The 16,947-nt window shown below is 71.5% G+C and carries 13 protein-coding genes; 2 read left to right on the forward strand and 11 right to left on the reverse strand.

Features of this window, described 5'->3' with window-relative positions; translation table 11 throughout:
- Positions 1 to 74: 74 nt before the first annotated feature.
- The 5 genes from ACIP4X_RS30655 to ACIP4X_RS30675 all read right to left on the reverse strand — a co-directional run bounded on the left by ACIP4X_RS30655 (position 75) and on the right by ACIP4X_RS30675 (position 4,109).
- Positions 75 to 704, reverse strand: coding sequence for a hypothetical protein (locus ACIP4X_RS30655; protein WP_391457363.1), 630 nt, complete (start codon positions 702 to 704; stop codon positions 75 to 77).
- A gap of 68 nt (positions 705 to 772) precedes the next feature.
- The gene (locus ACIP4X_RS30660) at positions 773 to 1,474 is read right to left on the reverse strand and encodes a ribonuclease HII (protein ID WP_391457365.1); all 702 of its coding nucleotides are present in this window, start codon (positions 1,472 to 1,474) and stop codon (positions 773 to 775) included.
- Between the two features lie 329 nt (positions 1,475 to 1,803).
- The gene (locus ACIP4X_RS30665) at positions 1,804 to 2,712 is read right to left on the reverse strand and encodes an ADP-ribosylglycohydrolase family protein (protein ID WP_358735181.1); all 909 of its coding nucleotides are present in this window, start codon (positions 2,710 to 2,712) and stop codon (positions 1,804 to 1,806) included.
- A gap of 3 nt (positions 2,713 to 2,715) precedes the next feature.
- Positions 2,716 to 3,384 carry a histidine phosphatase family protein gene (locus ACIP4X_RS30670; protein ID WP_358735183.1) on the reverse strand — a complete coding sequence of 223 codons (669 nt, stop codon included), beginning with the start codon at positions 3,382 to 3,384 and terminating at the stop codon, positions 2,716 to 2,718.
- A 119-nt stretch (positions 3,385 to 3,503) separates the two neighbouring features.
- On the reverse strand, positions 3,504 to 4,109 hold the full coding sequence (locus ACIP4X_RS30675) for a YdbC family protein (RefSeq protein ID WP_358735185.1): 606 nt from the start codon (positions 4,107 to 4,109) through the stop codon (positions 3,504 to 3,506).
- 156 nt (positions 4,110 to 4,265) lie between these two features.
- On the opposite strand from ACIP4X_RS30675, the gene ACIP4X_RS30680 reads away from it, so the two are divergent.
- Complete coding sequence (locus tag ACIP4X_RS30680; RefSeq protein ID WP_401351466.1) at positions 4,266 to 4,799, forward strand: TerD family protein; 534 nt, start codon at positions 4,266 to 4,268, stop codon at positions 4,797 to 4,799.
- 62 nt (positions 4,800 to 4,861) lie between these two features.
- Here ACIP4X_RS30680 and ACIP4X_RS30685 read toward each other — a convergent pair whose 3' ends face one another.
- On the reverse strand, positions 4,862 to 7,753 hold the full coding sequence (locus ACIP4X_RS30685; RefSeq protein ID WP_401351468.1) for a vitamin B12-dependent ribonucleotide reductase: 2,892 nt from the start codon (positions 7,751 to 7,753) through the stop codon (positions 4,862 to 4,864).
- A gap of 160 nt (positions 7,754 to 7,913) precedes the next feature.
- On the reverse strand, positions 7,914 to 8,468 hold the full coding sequence (gene nrdR, locus ACIP4X_RS30690; RefSeq protein WP_391457372.1) for a transcriptional regulator NrdR: 555 nt from the start codon (positions 8,466 to 8,468) through the stop codon (positions 7,914 to 7,916).
- Between the two features lie 565 nt (positions 8,469 to 9,033).
- Between nrdR and lexA the strand changes: the two genes are divergently transcribed.
- A complete protein-coding gene (gene lexA, locus ACIP4X_RS30695; RefSeq protein WP_100570721.1) occupies positions 9,034 to 9,813 on the forward strand; it encodes a transcriptional repressor LexA in 780 nt (259 codons plus the stop codon).
- A 360-nt stretch (positions 9,814 to 10,173) separates the two neighbouring features.
- Here lexA and ACIP4X_RS30700 read toward each other — a convergent pair whose 3' ends face one another.
- The 4 genes from ACIP4X_RS30700 to ACIP4X_RS30715 form a co-directional block, all read right to left on the reverse strand.
- Positions 10,174 to 12,147, reverse strand: coding sequence for an ATP-dependent DNA helicase (locus ACIP4X_RS30700; protein ID WP_401351470.1), 1,974 nt, complete (start codon positions 12,145 to 12,147; stop codon positions 10,174 to 10,176).
- A gap of 46 nt (positions 12,148 to 12,193) precedes the next feature.
- The gene (locus ACIP4X_RS30705; RefSeq protein WP_358735194.1) at positions 12,194 to 12,934 is read right to left on the reverse strand and encodes a GNAT family N-acetyltransferase; all 741 of its coding nucleotides are present in this window, start codon (positions 12,932 to 12,934) and stop codon (positions 12,194 to 12,196) included.
- Positions 12,935 to 13,013: 79 nt separating this feature from the next.
- Entirely contained in the window at positions 13,014 to 14,942 is a 1,929-nt protein-coding gene (locus ACIP4X_RS30710; RefSeq protein ID WP_401351472.1) for an IucA/IucC family protein, read from the reverse strand.
- Between the two features lie 373 nt (positions 14,943 to 15,315).
- Positions 15,316 to 16,878, reverse strand: a complete 1,563-nt coding sequence (locus tag ACIP4X_RS30715) for a diaminobutyrate--2-oxoglutarate transaminase family protein (RefSeq protein ID WP_401351474.1) — start codon at positions 16,876 to 16,878, stop codon at positions 15,316 to 15,318.
- Positions 16,879 to 16,947 lie beyond the last annotated feature (69 nt).

Consider the following 16,947-nt stretch of genomic DNA (forward strand, 5'->3'; position numbering starts at 1 on the left):
GGACGGACTCAAGGCCGAATGGACTCGAGGCCGTACGGGCTCAGGTCAGGACCGCCGGACGGGCCGGACGCGGCTCAGACAGCCGCGCCCAGCACCGAGTTGATCTGCTGCGGGTCGCCGCAGACGACCAGCAGCGCACCGGCCTTGGCGTGCGCCAGGGACAGGGCCGTGGCGCCGGCGGTCTCGGGGCCTCCGTTGATCGCGACCACGACGACCGGGCGGGACGCGGCACGCGAGACCACGGCGGCGTCCGCGTAGAACACGTCGTCGCGCGCGTCGTGCTGCGCCCAGTAGGACGCCTCACCGAAGGACAGTTCGTGCGCGGCCCACGGATGCGACTCACCGGTGGTGATCACCAGTACGTCACCGGGGGCACGGCCTGCCTCCAGGAGCAGGTCGAGCGCTTCCTCGGCGGCGTCGAGCGCGCCGTCGGCGGAAGCCGGAACCAGTTGGATCTGCGGGGCCGCCGAGGCGGCGGGGGCGGTCGGCCGCGACGGTCCGGGCTTGGCCGGGGCCGACTCCCGCGACGCGCGCTGCGCCGGCGGCGCGGGCCGTGCGGCACCGGGACGACCGGGGCGCGGCGGAGCCGCGGGACGGGGGCCGGGAACAGGGCGGGGGGTCGGCGCGGTGCGGCCGGCGGACGGCGTGACGCGGGGACCCTGGGCACTCTCGTGAATCTGAGGCTCCTCGGGAATGAGAGGCATGGGCTGATATTTATCAAACATTGGTGCGGCCCGCGTGGGCGGGTGGCACTTCAGGCCGAGCGGAAGGATCAGAAGTCGAAGCCGAGCTGGCCTGCGACCTCCGGAACGCCTCCGCCTGCCCAGACGCGGACCTTCTTGAGGTGCCGCCACCTGGGCAGCGCATCAAGATACGCCCACGACAGCCGGTGGTACGGGGTGGGTCCCCGCTCCTCCAGCGCGGCCTTGTGCACGGGCGACGGATATCCGGCATTGGCCGCAAACCCGAAGTCTGCATGCTCGATACCCAGTTCGGCCATCATTTTGTCGCGGTGAACCTTGGCGATCACCGAAGCCGCCGCGACGGCCACGCACGACTGGTCGCCCTTGATGACCGTACGGACCCTCCAGGGGGTGCCCAGGTAATCGTGCTTACCGTCGAGGATGACCGCGTCCGGAGGGACGGGCAGACCCTCCAGGGCGCGCACCGCCGCGAGCCGCAGTGCCGCCGTCATCCCCAGACTGTCGATCTCCTCCGGAGAGGCGTGCCCGAGGGCGTACGCGGTCACCCACGTCCGCAGTTCCGTGGCGAGTGCGGTACGTCGCTTCACGGTCAGCAGCTTGGAGTCGGTGAGTCCCACGGGTGGACGGCGCAGTCCGGTGACAGCCGCGCAGACGGTGACGGGACCGGCCCAAGCACCGCGCCCCACCTCGTCGACACCGGCAATGACCTTCGCTCCGGTCGTCGCCCTGAGGGAGCGTTCGACGGTGTGAGTGGGTGGTTCGTACGGCATGGCGCCCTTAGCGTACGCTGCGCGGATCCCGCTGCGACACCCTGCCCTCCCTTGAGCACCACCCCGTCCCGCACGGGGACGATAGGGGGCCGGATTCGCAGCCCGTTCGTTCGCTCACGCACACTCCGGGGCGGCGCGCCATCGCGCCCCGGACGATGCCCCACACGTCGCTGTCCGCCCCGTTGGATCTCGCTCCCCCGGCTGCATTCCAAGGGAGATGACGCCCGGAAGGAGCTTGAGTCACGACCCGACCGCCCCTTCGGCGGTCACATCTGGAAGTGCTCCGTCCATACCGGGTCGCATTCGCGAATCGTCGCGCGAAGTGCGGGTCACACGGACGACGGGACCCAGTCGGGCAGTGCCTCAGTGCGCCGCACCCACTCGGCGGGCGGGGCCCCGGCCTTCCCCGAGGCGAGCACGCCGCCCACGATGGCGCAGGTGGTGTCCACGTCACCGCCGGCCCGGGCGGTCGTCCAGAACGCGTCCTCGAAGTCGGCCAGACAGCGGGCGGCCGACCAGAGCGAGAAGGGCACCGTGTCGTGCGCCGTCGTGCGCCGTCCTGAGCCGAGGACCGCGGCGACGGTGGCCACGTCGCCGTAGTCGAGCATGTCGCGGGCGCGCCGCAGACCGGCGCCGACGGCGCTCCTGGCCGGTACGAGGTCGATGACGCCACCGAGCAGCCCCTCCGCGCTCGGCGGTCCGCCGGGTGCGGCGGCCAGTGCGGCGGCCGCGGCCACGGCCATGGCGCCCACGACGGCCTCACGGTGCTGGTGGGTGGGGTAGGCGGAGATCTCGGCCTGGTGGGTGGCCTGCTCCGGGTCGTCCGCGTACCAGGCGCCCAGGGGCGCGGTGCGCATGGCGGCACCGCTCCCCCACGACCCGTGCCCCTTGAACAGGGCGGGCGCCAGGGTCCGCCAGTCGCCGCCCTCGCTGATCCGCCGCAGCAGCCCGGCCGTGCCCGCGCCGTACCCGCGTTCCGGTGCGTGGCGCCGGGCGAAGGACCGCGCCAGGGCGTCCTGGTCGACGCGGTGGTGGGCGGCCAGGACGGTGACGACGGAGCAGGCCATCTCGGTGTCGTCCGTCCACCGCCACGGGCCGGGCGGCAGTTCGCGGCGCTTGAGCAGCGGGTAGTTCACCGGGGCGAAGAACTGCGAGCCCAGCGCGTCCCCCACCGCGAGCCCGCGCGCACTGGCCAGCGCACGTTCCAGGCGCACGCCCGGAGAGGAGTCAGGGGTCATCGCTCAGCCGCTCCATCCAGTGATCCCGTACGATTCCGGCTCGCGCCACCGCTCAAACTGACGATCGAGCGTGTAGCGGCCGTCGTCCCCGAGAACGAGCATCCTCATCTCGGCGTTCCCCGGGTTCGAGAGGCACTCGAACTCCGCGACGGTCCAGTGGAACCAGCGCATGCAGAAGAGCCGCATGGCCAGGCCGTGGGTCACCAGGAGCACGTTGGGCGGGTGGTCGGGGTCCTCGAAGCTGCGGAAGAGGCTCTCCAGGAAGCCGCCGACCCGGTCGTATACGTCGGCTCCGGACTCGCCCTGGGCGAAGCGGTAGAAGAAGTGCCCGTAGGCGTCCCGGTAGGTCTTCTGGAGGCGCACGTCGTCGCAGTCCTGCCAGTTCCCCCAGTCCTGCTCGCGCAGCCGCGGCTCTTCACGCACGCGGATGAGGTCGGGGTCCAGGTGGAAGGCGCGTAGGGTCTCGTGGGTGCGCCGGTAGGGCGAGACGTAGACGCTCACGCGTTCACCTCCGAGCAGTTCCCGCAGTTCCTTGCCGGTCTCCTCGGCCTGCCGCCGGCCCCGCTCGGTGAGTGCCAGCGCGTGGTCGGGTTCGCGCTCGTACACGGAGTCATCGACGTTGCCCGTTGACTCGCCGTGCCGGACAAGGATGATGCGCCGTGGTCGTGCCATGCCAGAACAGTAGATCGGGCCGACGCCGTTCGAGGACTCCGGCGGCCCTCGTACGGCGCACATCACACACATCGTGCGGCACGCGCCACACACACGCGCGCGTGGGTGACCGTTCGCCGTCACACCGTCCAGGTGCCCTCGAGTTCCACGATGTCACCCGTCAGCGACGCCACGTCGGCCTCCGTCTGGGCGCGCAGCGCGAGGCGCTCCACGCGCTCGGCGCGGTACTTGCCGTGCTCGGCGGAGGACTGCCACATGGACAGCACGAGGAATTCGTTGCCGGGGGCCTCACCGAACAGGCCGCGCACCATGCCGGGCGAGCCGGCCATCGCGGGGTTCCAGACCTTCTCCTGCATCAGCGTGAAGTGCTCGGCGCGCTCCTCGTGGACCCGGCAGAGGGCGACCCGCAGCAGGTCGGCGTCCGAGAAGCGGGGTTCGAAGCCGGTCTTCACGTCGAACCGGTAGTCGAACAGCCGGACCTGGGCGTCCTTGAAAGTGCCGGCCTGCGCGGCCGCGAGCCGGTCGTGGGAGCGGGCCATGAAGGAGTCGTAGAAGGCACGGCTCTCCCAGAAGGCGACGATGTGTGCGACACCCGGCCGTCCTCGGCTCCACCCGCCCCCCTGTCCCCGAAACCCCGGCTCCCCCAGAAGCCCCGCCCACTTCCGCTGCCCCCGCTCGAAGCCCCGGCGGTCCACCACGGTGCAGCGAATCCACTTGACCAGCACCGCGCCATCGTAAGGCCCTGGGACGTGGCCTCGGTCACTCTCGTGGGGACAGCGCCCGCGCAAGCGCCCCCGCGCGCGTGGCACGATGGACAACAAGCGCCCGTGGAAGGGAAGTTGAGGCAGAGGGGCGCACGATGTCGGTCAAGGGGGAGTCAGATGAGCGGACTCAGCAAGGGGATCGGCAAGGTCGAGGTCGCGGTCAAGTGGGATCCCAGTCCCGCGGGGCAGCCGCCCACTGATCTGGATCTGGTCGCCGCGACCTACCGGACGGGCGACCCGCATGGCGAACCAGCCTATGTGGTGTATTTCGACAGCCGCTCTCCCGACGGCACCATCTATCTCAACCGGGACAGCAGGGACGGCCAGGGCTTCGGCTGGGACGAGGTCATGACGCTGGAACTGGACCGGCTCGGCGACGGGTACGCGCGCGTGGTGGTCGGCGTCGTCATCCAGCAGCGTCCGGCGCACCGCACCTTCGCCGGCGTCCTCGCTCCGGGAATGCGCGTCCGCGAGGGATACACCGTCCTCGCCGAGGACGACTTCGGCGGCGTCCTCGGGGCGACGGCGGCCACGCTCGCGGAGTTCACCCGGGACGAGGCGGGCACCTGGGAGTTCCGCCCCGGCGTCCAGGGCTTCGAGGACGACCCGGAGACGTTCACCCACAGCATGGGCCGCCCGCGCCTGTCATAGCCGAAACGCGTAAGGGGCGCGGCCTATGGTCGCGCCCCTTACTTCACGGCGTCACCGCCGGATCAGCTGCAACCGCTGGTCGAGCCGCAGCCCTCGCAGATGTAGCAGGAGCCGGCCCGCTGCATCTTCGTGCCGCAGGAGAAGCACAGCGGGGCGTCGGCCTGGATGCCGAGCTGCATCTCCACCAGCTCGGCGCTGGTGTGCGCCTGCTGGGGCGCGGGCTTGGCCGACTCGACCTCGGCCTTCGGCGTGGCCACCGCCTTCAGGTCGGTCTGGCGCGGCGCCGACTGGGCCAGGCCCTCGACGTCGACCTCGTCGTCGGCCGGCTCGTAGGAGCCGGTCTCGAGGTGGCGCTGACGCTCCTCGGCGGAGTGGATGCCGAGCGCGGAGCGCGTCTCGAAGGGCAGGAAGTCCAGCGCCAGGCGGCGGAAGATGTAGTCGACGATCGACTGCGCCATCCGCACGTCCGGGTCGTCGGTCATGCCGGCCGGCTCGAAGCGCATGTTGGTGAACTTCGAGACGTACGTCTCCAGCGGCACGCCGTACTGGAGGCCCACCGACACGGCGATCGAGAAGGCGTCCATCATTCCCGCGAGGGTGGAGCCCTGCTTGGACATCTTCAGGAAGACCTCGCCGAGACCGTCGTCAGGGTAGGAATTGGCGGTCATGTAGCCCTCGGCGCCGCCGACCGTGAAGGAGGTGGTGATGCCGGGCCGGCCCTTGGGCAGGCGCTTGCGGACCGGGCGGTACTCGACGACCTTCTCGACCGCGCTGCGGATCGTGTCCTCGGCCTTCGCGGTGACCTCGGCCTTCTCGTCCTTCTTCTTCGCGGAGAGCGGCTGGCCGACCTTGCAGTTGTCGCGGTAGATGGCGAGCGCCTTGACGCCCAGCTTCCACGCCTCGAAGTAGATCTCCTCGACCTCCTCGACGGTCGCCGACTCCGGCATGTTGACCGTCTTGGAGATGGCACCGGAGATCCACGGCTGGATCGCGGCCATCATGCGGACGTGGCCCATCGGGGAGATGGCACGCTCGCCCATGGCGCAGTCGAACACCTCGTAGTGCTCGTGCTTGAGGCCGGGGGCGTCGATCACGTTGCCGTGCTCGGCGATGTGCGCGACGACCGCCTCGATCTGCTCCTCCTGGTAGCCCAGGCGGCGCAGGGCCTGCGGGACGGTGCCGTTGACGATCTGCATCGAGCCGCCGCCGACCAGCTTCTTGAACTTGACCAGCGCGAGGTCGGGCTCGACGCCCGTGGTGTCGCAGGACATGGCCAGGCCGATGGTGCCGGTGGGCGCGAGGACGGACGCCTGCGAGTTGCGGAAGCCGTTCTTCTCGCCGATCCGCAGCACGTCCTGCCAGGCCTCCGTGGCGGCGGCCCAGACCGACGTGTCCAGGTCGTCCATGCGGACGGCCGTGGCGTTCGCATCGGCGTGCTGCTTCATGACCCGCAGGTGCGGCTGCGAGTTGCGGGCGTAGCCGTCGTACGGGCCGACGACCGCGGCGAGCTCCGCCGAGCGCCTGTAGGCGGTACCGGTCATCAGGGAGGTGATGGCACCGGCGAGGGCACGGCCGCCGTCGGAGTCGTAGGCGTGGCCCGTCGCCATCAGCAGCGCGCCGAGGTTGGCGTAGCCGATGCCGAGCTGGCGGTACGCGCGGGTGTTCTCGCCGATCTTCTGGGTCGGGAAGTCCGCGAAGCAGATGGAGATGTCCATCGCCGTGATGACCAGCTCGACGACCTGGGCGAAGCGCTCGACCTCGAAGGACTGGTGGCCCTGGCCGTCGTCCTTGAGGAACTTCATCAGGTTCAGCGAGGCGAGGTTGCAGGACGTGTTGTCCAGGTGCATGTACTCGCTGCAGGGGTTCGAGCCGTTGATGCGGCCGGACTCCGGGCAGGTGTGCCAGTGGTTGATCGTGTCGTCGTACTGGATGCCCGGGTCGGCGCAGGCCCAGGCGGCCTCCGCCATCTTGCGGAACAGGTCCTTGGCGTCGACCTGCTCGATGACCTCGCCGGTCATCCGCGCGCGCAGGCCGAACGTCCCGCTCTGGTCGACCGCCTTCATGAACGTGTCGTTCACGCGGACCGAGTTGTTGGCGTTCTGGTACTGGACGGAGGTGATGTCGTCTCCGCCGAGGTCCATGTCGAAGCCCGCGTCGCGCAGGGCGCGGATCTTCTCCTCCTCCTTGACCTTGGTCTGGATGAAGTCCTCGATGTCGGGGTGATCGACGTCGAGGATGACCATCTTGGCCGCGCGGCGGGTGGCGCCGCCGGACTTGATGGTGCCGGCGGAGGCGTCGGCACCGCGCATGAAGGAGACGGGCCCGGAGGCGTTGCCGCCGGAGGAGAGCAGCTCCTTGGAGGAGCGGATGCGGGAGAGGTTCAGGCCGGCGCCGGAGCCGCCCTTGAAGATCATGCCCTCTTCCTTGTACCAGTCGAGGATCGACTCCATGGAGTCGTCGACGGACAGGATGAAGCAGGCGGAGACCTGCTGGGGCTGCTTGGTGCCGACGTTGAACCAGACGGGGCTGTTGAAGCTGAAGATCTGGTGCAGGAGGGCGTAGGCCAGCTCGTGCTCGAAGATCTCGGCGTCGGCGGGCGAGGCGAAGTACTTGTTGTCCTCGCCGGCCTGCCGGTACGTCTTCACGATGCGGTCGATCAGCTGCCTGAGGCTGGTCTCGCGCTGCGGAGTGCCGACGGCACCGCGGAAGTACTTGCTGGTGACGATGTTGACCGCGTTCACCGACCAGAAGTCGGGGAACTCGACGCCACGCTGCTCGAAGTTGACCGAGCCGTCGCGCCAGTTGGTCATGACGACGTCACGGCGCTCCCAGGCCACCTCGTCGTACGGGTGCACGCCGGGGGTGGTGTGGATGCGCTCGATACGCAGTCCCTTGCTGGCCTTGGTGCCCTTGGCTCGGGAACCTCGTGCCGGACCGCTCGCCGTCTCTGTCATGCCGCCTCCCTGTACGGACGTAAACGCCCTGAAGTGCCCCTGATGTTCCGGAGCACGGTGTTCTGTCTGACGTCGCGGGCACCCTCGCTGCCACCCACGACCGGTTTCACTCACCGCCGCCGAGCCGGGGCGGGACGCACCGTCCCGACCGGCCCGCTGTTCAGTCGGCGGCGCCTGCGGGCGGGAGGACCTCAGCCGTCCCACCGCGCCCGCGGCCGTCTTCCTGGCACCCCGCGCAAGCGCCGTCGCCGTCCTGCGCGGCGGGGTGCACCGTTCCTTCTCTGAGTTCCGCGATGGCGGACTCGAAGTCCTCCAGCGAGTCGAACGCCCGGTAGACGGACGCGAACCGCAGATAGGCGACGAGGTCGAGCTCCTTCAGGGGGCCGAGTATGGCGAGCCCCACCTCGTGAGCGGCCACCTCGGCGCTGCCGCTGGCGCGCACCGCCTCCTCGACCCGCTGGCCGAGCTGGGCGAGCGCGTCCTCGGTGACGGGCCGCCCCTGGCAGGCCTTGCGCACACCGTTGATGACCTTGATCCGGCTGAAGGGCTCGGTGACCCCGGACCGCTTGACCACGATGAGCGAACACGTCTCCACCGTCGTGAACCGACGGGAGCAGTCAGGGCACTGGCGGCGCCTGCGGATGGACGTTCCGTCGTCCGTCGTACGGCTGTCGACCACGCGGCTGTCGGGGTGCCTGCAGAAGGGGCAGTGCATGGGACTCCAACCCTCCTCACAGCAGACTCAATGACCTCACCAGACCCATGGGCCCCGCGAAGCAGGCACAAGCATAGGCGATGAACGGCGGCGCGAAGACCGGGGGGAACACAATCTGTGGGCCGCTGTAGCCATCCAACCACTACATGTGGGGATCGACTCCATTGGGGCAGGCGATACGCGCGTGTCGTGGGACGCGGGCGCGCGGCGCGCACCGGCGCCGCCGCGGGCAACACGCCGGTGGTACTCGCGCCCGCCGGGGAGCTTACGGAGATACCGTGAGCGCCGCACGGAGGACGCGTGGGACTCCCGGGCGGACGGGAGGCGGCACGCGGTTGACGGCATACCGGATGGCAGACTGGGGCAGCCACTCACGAGGGCGCCGTCCCGGCGGTGAACAGTACAACAATGAACCCTTTTGCCTGCCGGTCATCCGCACTGCCCTTACACCCAGATACGTGATCAAGTCCGGCTCTCGGCGTTTTTTCACTCGAACGTGTGTTTGGCGCAACCTTTCGAAAGCAACTACCGTTGTGCCGGAGGGAGACCATCGAGAGGGGCCGACGTGACCACCACCGCAGACAGTGCCACCATCACTGCCCAGGACCGCTCCCAGGGCCGACTCGAGCCGGTGCATGCGATGAACGAAGCCACGAATCCCGAGGGGCACAAGCGTTCCCTGCCGGGCCGACCTCCGGGCATCCGGGCGGACAGCTCGGGCCTCACCGACCGTCAGCGCCGGGTGATCGAGGTCATCAGGGACTCCGTGCAGCGGCGCGGCTACCCGCCGTCGATGCGGGAGATCGGGCAGGCGGTCGGCCTCTCCAGCACCTCCTCGGTCGCACACCAGCTGATGGCTCTGGAGCGCAAGGGGTTCCTGCGGCGTGATCCGCACCGTCCGCGCGCGTACGAGGTCCGTGGCTCCGACCAGGCCACCGCGTTGCAGCCGACGGACACGGTCGGCAAGCCGGCCGCCTCGTACGTCCCTCTGGTCGGCCGGATCGCCGCGGGTGGTCCCATCCTCGCCGAGGAGTCGGTCGAGGATGTCTTCCCCCTCCCCCGGCAGCTGGTCGGTGACGGAGAGCTCTTCGTCCTGAAGGTCGTCGGCGACTCGATGATCGAGGCCGCGATCTGCGACGGCGACTGGGTCACCGTCCGCCGTCAGCAGGTCGCCGAGAACGGCGACATCGTGGCGGCGATGATCGACGGCGAGGCCACCGTCAAGCGCTTCAAGCGCGAGGACGGCCACGTCTGGCTCCTCCCGCACAACGCGGCGTACGAGCCGATCCCGGGCGACGAGGCGACCATCCTCGGCAAGGTGGTGGCGGTCCTTCGGCGCGTGTGAGCAGCGCGCCGGGCGGGCTCGCCCGCCTGCCCCCTTGATCGGGCCCCGGGACCCCTGCGCCGGTTCCGGGGCTCCGTGCTGTGCGTCGCCTGTCGTACGGGGCTGCTCCGGTCACCCTGCTCGGCCCCCGTCATCCTGCTCTCGGATCGCGGGGGTGGGGGGGGCCGCGCCCCGCGGGGCCCCCCCCCCCCCCCCAGCCCACCCGCACCGCCCCCCCCGGGGGGGGCCCCCCCCCCCCGCCGCGCCGGGGGGGGGGCGGGTGGGTGGGGGGGGGCCCCGGCACCCCGGGCCCGCCCCCCTAATCCGTGCGCGGGTGGGGGGGGGGGGCCCCCCCCGGCCCCGCCCCCCCCACCCCCGCGATCACTTGCCCTCCTGCTCGGCCACCGCGTTGATGGCCGCCAGCGACTTGCGGACCTGGTTGCGGTCCGTGGTGTGCCAGAAGTCGGGCAGCGACGCCTTCAGGTAGCCGCCGTACCTGGCCGTCGCCAGTCGCGGATCCAGGACGGCGACCACACCCCGGTCCCCCGAGGCCCGTACGAGACGTCCAGCGCCCTGGGCCATGAGGAGCGCCGCGTGGGTGGCGGCCACCGCCATGAAGCCGTTGCCGCCGGCGTCCTCCACGGCCTTCTGGCGGGCGCTCATCACCGGATCGTCGGGGCGCGGGAACGGGATCTTGTCCATGACGACCAGCTGGCAGCCGGGGCCGGGGACGTCCACGCCCTGCCAGAGCGACAACGTGCCGAAGAGGCACGTCTTCGGATCCGCCGCGAAGTTCTTGATCAGCTCGCCCAGCGTCTCCTCGCCCTGGAGCAGGATCGGGAACTCGGGGATACGGCCCCGCAGCTCCTCCGCGGCCAGCTGGGCCGCCCGCATGGAGGAGAACAGGCCGAGCGTGCGTCCGCCGGCCGCCTGGATCAGCTCCGTCAGCTCGTCGAGCATGTCGCCCCGGTCACCGTCCCGCGCGGGACGCGCCAGGTGCTTGGCGATGTACAGGATGCCCTGCTTGCGGTAGTCGAAGGGCGAGCCGACGTCGACCCCCTTCCACTGCGGCACGTCGTCGCCCTCGGTGCCCTCCGGCGCGAGGCCGAGGGAGGCGCCGACGCCGTTGAAGTCGCCGCCGAGCTTGAGGGTCGCGGAGGTCAGGACGACGGAGCGGTCCGCGAAGAGCTTCTCCCGCAGCAGGCCCGAGACGGACATGGGAGCGACGCGCAGGGAGGCGCCGAAGCGGTCGTGGCGCTCGTACCAGACGACGTCCCACTCGGAACCTTCGGTGATGCGCTCCGCCACGTCGTGCACGTTCTCCACCGAGGCCAGCGCCTGTTTGCGGACGGCGTCCTCGTCCTGGACCGACCTGTCACGGGTCGAGCCCAGGGCGGAGATGACATTGCGCGAGGCGTCCCGCAGTGCCAGCAACACATAGCCGAGGTCCTCGGGGATCTCCTCCAGGCGGCCGGGCAGGGCCAGCTCCATCAGACGCTCGAAGCCCTCGGCCGCGGTCTGCAACTGGTCGGCGGCCTTCTCGTTCACCAGCTTGGCGGCACGGCGCACCGCGCGGTTGACCTGGCCAGGGGTGAGCTCACCCGTGGCGACGCCCGTGACCCGTGAGACGAGCTCGTGCGCCTCGTCGACGATGAGCACCTCATGCTGCGGGAGGACCGGCGCTCCCTCGATGGCGTCGATCGCGAGCAGCGCGTGGTTGGTGACCACGACCTCGGCGAGCTTGGCGTGCTCACGGGCCATCTCGGCGAAGCATTCGGCGCCGTAGGCACACTTGGAGGCGCCCAGGCACTCCCGCGACGAGACCGACACCTGCGCCCAGGCCCGGTCGGACACTCCGGGCGCCAGGTCGTCGCGGTCGCCGGACTCGGTCTCGTCGGCCCAGTCGCGCAGCCGCAGCAGGTCCTGGCCCAGCTTGCTGGTGGGCGCGGCGGCCTCGAACTGGTCGAACAGTCCCTCCTCCTCGTCCTGCGGCATGCCCTCGCGCAGGCGGTGCAGGCACAGGTAGTTCGACCGGCCCTTGAGCATGGCGAATTCCGGGCGGCGGCGCAGCAGCGGGTGCAGTGAGTCGACCGTGCGCGGCAGGTCCCGCTCGACGAGCTGGCGCTGGAGGGCGAGGGTGGCGGTGGCCACGACCACTCTCTCCCCGTGGGCGAGGGCGGGCACGAGGTAGCCGAGGGACTTTCCGGTGCCGGTGCCGGCCTGGACCAGCAGATGCGAGCCGTCGTCGATCGCGTCCGCGACGGCTTGGGCCATGGTCACCTGGCCGGGGCGCTCCGAACCGCCGACGGCGGCGACGGCGGCATGCAGGAGTTCGGGGAGGGAGGGCTTCGTCATAGCGCGACCACCCTACGGCTCGGGACCGACAATCGGGCGAGGGCCGTCACAGCAGATCGCGCAGGGACCGGTCGCGGATCATGAGGGCGGCCCGCTTGGCGGGCAGGTCGACCTCGGCGGCGAACCGGAAACCGGCGCTCAGAAAGGCGGCCAGGGAGGGCGCGTTGCGAAGGTCGGGTTCCGCGAGGACGCGGGCACAGGGGACGCGCCGGTCGAGCACCAGGTCGGCCACGGCTCTGAGCAGGGTGCCGCCGAGCCCTCGCCCGCGGTCGGCGACGCCTCCGATCAGGAGATGGACACCGGTGTCGTGCGGCCGGGCCGGGTAGTACCGGGCCAGTGGATCGAGGTCGGCCCGGTAGATCTCCCAGTAGCTCATCGGCGTGCCCTCGAGCAGGCCGATACAGGGGACACTGCGGCCGTCGCCGTCGAGTTGCGCGACCAGATGGATCTCGGTCACGTCCTGCGGCCCGGCCAGCTGCCAGAACTCCGCGACGGCGGGGTCGTTCATCCAGCGGCTGATCAGCGGCAGATCCCGCTCCAGCCGGACGGGAGCCAGTTGGAACGCGCCGGCGGGGGTGAGGGTGGGGCCCCAGTCGCCCACGCCGTCGAGCAGGTCGGCCACGGCCGGGTTGCACGTCCCTGCCGTCCCCCCGATGCGCGCGGCGAAGTCGTCCGGCAGGCGCAGTTCGAGCGTGTCCTCTGCGTCGGTACCCGCCTCGGTCGCGCGGAGGTGGGGAGCGGTTGCCCGCGCTTGCCCGGTGGCGGCGCCGGCGTCGGTGGGAGGCATGGCGCGCTCCTCTCGGAAGGAGGGTCTACGGAGGACGGAAGACGGACGACGGGAGTCGGAGTCACGTCGGAGTGCGGGGTCAGTGGAACAGGGGGTTGGCGATGGTGACGTAGACGGACTGGGTGTCGACCGGGCCGACGAGTTCGTCGAGGCCGTGCAGCCGGGTCAGCAGGTTGGCCTTGCAGCGCAGCACCGGGGAGTCGAGCAGACGGGCCGGCAGGGTGGAGCGCGTACGGGCCGGGCCGGAGGCCGCGGCGGCGAGGAAGCGGCGGAAGGCGGCCAGCAGCAGCCGCTCGTCGGCGAGCCGCTGGGAGCCGAAGGCGCCGATGAGACCGAACACGTTGTTGACGGCGAGGTAGTAGGCGAAGCGTTCGTCGGTGACGTCGTCGGAGACGAAGGTGTCGCTGTGCTCGCCGATGCCGGGCAGCCGGGCGTCGAGCTCCGCGTGCCGGGAGACCCGGAAGTAGTAGCCCTGGTTGTCGCGGTAGCGGCCGCCCGAGGGCCAGCCTTCGTCGTCGAGGAGGAGCAGCGTGTTCTGCTGGTGCGCCTCCAGGGCGACCCCGGCCTCGCCGTCCAGCCACAGCACGGGACGGACCACCTGTTCGAGGTAGCGCAGGAACCACTCGGTGGCGACGGCTCTCGACGGTCGGCCGGTGCGGACGGCGAGGCCGGTGACGACCTCGGCCAGGCGGGACCGCAGGGAGAGGGGGGCGCCGGCCCGGGGGTAGGGCCGGGGTGCCACGAGTCCCGCGACGCAGGAGACGTCGTCCGCCGCATTGAACGGGTTGTGCCGGATCATCACGTCCAGGCCCGGCATCGGTGTCCCGTTCTGGTCGTCCACGGCCAGCCACGCCGGGTCGCGGACGATGTCGAAGCCGGGGTGCGCCGCGCGCCACTCCTGGGAGAGGCCGCTGCGCAGCAGCCGGTGGACCTCCACACCGCGGTGCAGTTCCTTGCGGAGGTTCTCACGACGGGAGTTGGTGATGCGCAGGCCCAGCGACAGCTTGAGCATGGCGGCCGCGCCGGTGCGGTGGACGGTGCGTACGGAGGAGGTGGGATGCCAGGGCGGTCCACAGGGGCCGAGGTCGCGCAGCAGTCCCGCGTCGAGCAGTGCCGCCGGGCCCGGGCGGTGGCGTACCTCCCGCGCCTGCCACGGGTGCAGCGGCAGGGCGGTGTATCCGTCGGGCAGGGGCAGCTCCGCTCCGGCGAGCCGGGCGGCGAGCAGGCCGGCGGGTACCGTCCGGCCGCGTTCGGTCCAGGCCGAGTCGTTGGCGAGCACGGAGTCGGCGACCGCCAGCCAGTGCAACGGGAAGGAGCCTCGCAGTTCGGGCGAGTAGTGGCGGACTTCGGCTTCCGACAGGCCCTCGCGGCTCTTCGGGGTCGGGTGCAGCGGATGCCCGAGCAGGAGGGCCTGCTCGGCGGAGAGGAAGCGGTCGGTTCCGTCGGTGGGACGGTGCCGGCGGTCACGCAGGAACAGGGTGGTGCCTCGAACGGAGTCGGCGACACGGGCGACGAGGTCGAGTGCGGCGGTGTCGCAGGGCTCGGCCGGAGTCCGCTTCGGTGACGGGTCGACGGTCGCGGGCTCCCGGGAGGGCCCGGGGACGCGGCTCCTGGTGCGTGCTTCCCGCGCGAGCAGGGTGGCGACCGTGACGGCGTCGGCCGGCGGGGCGTCCTCCGGGGCGTCGGCCAGGTACGGAAGGCCGAAGCGGTGCCAGCCCGTCGGGGACCAGTGGTGGACCGGCACGAGCAGGGCCGTCCCGCCGGCCCGGAGGGGGATGCGGAGGGTTCCGTAGCTGGGGGCGGCGGCGCCGGTCTCGCGCACCCAGCAGCGCAGGAGGCTCTCCACGGTCGCGGCCTGGGCGGCGGTGTGCGGGTCGGGGTGTTCGAGGAGGTCGGTGGGCGTGCCGTCGGGCCGTGGAGCGGCCGATGTCCTGGTCGGCTGACGGGGGACCGTCTCGGCCGGGCCAGGGGTGCGGGAGCGGCCGTGGGGGATGGGGGTGAGGTTCAAGACGGCTCCTCAGGGTGACGTCCGGGTCGACGCGTCCAGCCGGTGACGGGCCGGTGGGGCGACCGTGGGGGGGGCGGTCAGGGCGGCGGGGGCGATACGGATCGAGCGGTGGGCTCGGGAGAGGGTGAGGATCTGGGTGTTTCGGGATGTGCCGGTGGGGCGGCTGGTGGAGGGGGGTTCGCCTTCGGCGGGCTCGTCGGGCCCGTGGGGTCAGGGGTTCGGCAGGGCGGGCTTCGGACGAGGGCGTCGGGCATTCGGCGTCCGGCGAGCGGCTCCTCCGGCTCCGCCGCCAGTGGTTCGGGCCGAGGTCGGCCACTGTCGGCTCGGACCTGCTCATCCCGGGGCACCGGCCGACGACGACGGCCGGAGGGAGCTACCCCGCGCCTTCCGAGCGGCCGGTGAGTCGCGGCTGCCTCCAAGAGTTCCCGCGCTTCCAACCGTCTCGCCCGGTGTGGCTGCGGGCCGCCGCCTCGACCGCTTCGGCCAGGCGGCCGAGCACCGCGGCCGCCTGCTCCTCGGTGATCGTCAGCGGGGGAAGGAGTCGTACGACGCTTGCGTGACGGCCGCCGAGTTCGACGATCAGGCCCCGCCGCAGGCACTCCCGTTGCACGGCGGCGGCAAGTTCGGGTGCGGCGGGACGAGGATCTCGGCCCCGGGGTGACGCCGGGCCCGGACTGCCATCGACACAGCCACCCACGCCGAGGCCCCAGTCATCGCCCCCCGCTGAGCGCTGCGCCCCAACCATCGCCCCACCCCCGCTGTCCCTCTCGAAGTCGTCCTCGAAGTCCCCCTCCGGATCCACCAGTTCGACACCGATCATCAGCCCCCGGCCGCGCACCTCGCCGATGCACGTGAAGTGGGCGGCCAGTTCGCGGAGTTGGGTCAGCATGTGGAAGCCGAGGGACGCGGCGTGTTCGGCGAGGCGGTTCTCGCGGACATGGGCCAGGGTGGCCGCGCCGGCGGCCATGGCGAGCTGGTTGCCGCGGAACGTTCCCGCGTGGGCGCCGGGTTCCCAGACGTCGAGGTCGTCGCGGTAGACCACGACGGCCAGCGGAAGGCTGCCGCCGATGGCCTTGGACAGCACCATCACGTCCGGTGTCACACCGCTGTGCTCCACCGCCCAGAAGGTGCCCGTGCGGCCCACCCCCGTCTGGATCTCGTCGGCGATCAGCGGGACCGACCGGTCCTCGGTGATCCGGCGCATGCGCCGCATCCAGTCGTCCGGGGCGGGAATCACCCCGCCCTCGCCCTGGACGGGTTCGAGGATCATCCCGGCGGGCAGCGGTACGCCCGACTTCGGGTCGTCCAGGACCGACTCGGTCCAGCGGGCGGCGAGTTCGGCCCCGCGGGCGCCGCCGACGCCGAAGGGGCAACGGTAGTCCTGCGGGTAGGGCAGGCGCGCGACCCGTACGTCGGTGGCGTGACCCGAGGCGGCGAGCGCCCCCTCGGTCATCCCGTGGTAGGCGCCGGCGAAGGCCAGCATCCCGGTGCGGCCGGTGGCGGCCCGCACGAGTTTGAAGGCGGCCTCCACCGCGTCCGTGCCGGCCGGGCCGCAGAACTGCACGCGTGCCCGCCCGGCGAGTCCCGGCGGCAGAGTCCGGAACAGCTCGGTGACGAAGGCGTCCTTGACGGGTGTGGCGAGATCGAGGGCGTGCAGGGGCGCCCCGGAGTCGAGGACCTCGCGGACGGCCGCCAGGACGACGGGGTGGTTGTGGCCGAGGGCAAGGGTGCCCGCGCCGGAGAGGCAGTCCAGGTAGCGGCGGCCGTCCGCGCCCTCGATGATGAGCCCGCGTGCGCGTACGGGCACGATCGGCAGGGCCCGCGCATAGGTGCGCGCCGCCGACTCGCACGCCGACTGCCGCCGCAGGATCCCCTCGAACGAGGCGTGCGGCCCCGCGGACGCGCAGCCTCCGGGCGCAGACTCCGTCACGGTCACGGCTCCTTGTCCTCCCGCTGTACCAGGGCGTCGGCCTGCCACTGACGCAGGGCACCGGCCTCTCGCAGC

The sequence above is a fragment of the Streptomyces sp. NPDC088817 genome (assembly GCF_044750345.1).
Classification (GTDB): Bacteria; Actinomycetota; Actinomycetes; order Streptomycetales; family Streptomycetaceae; genus Streptomyces.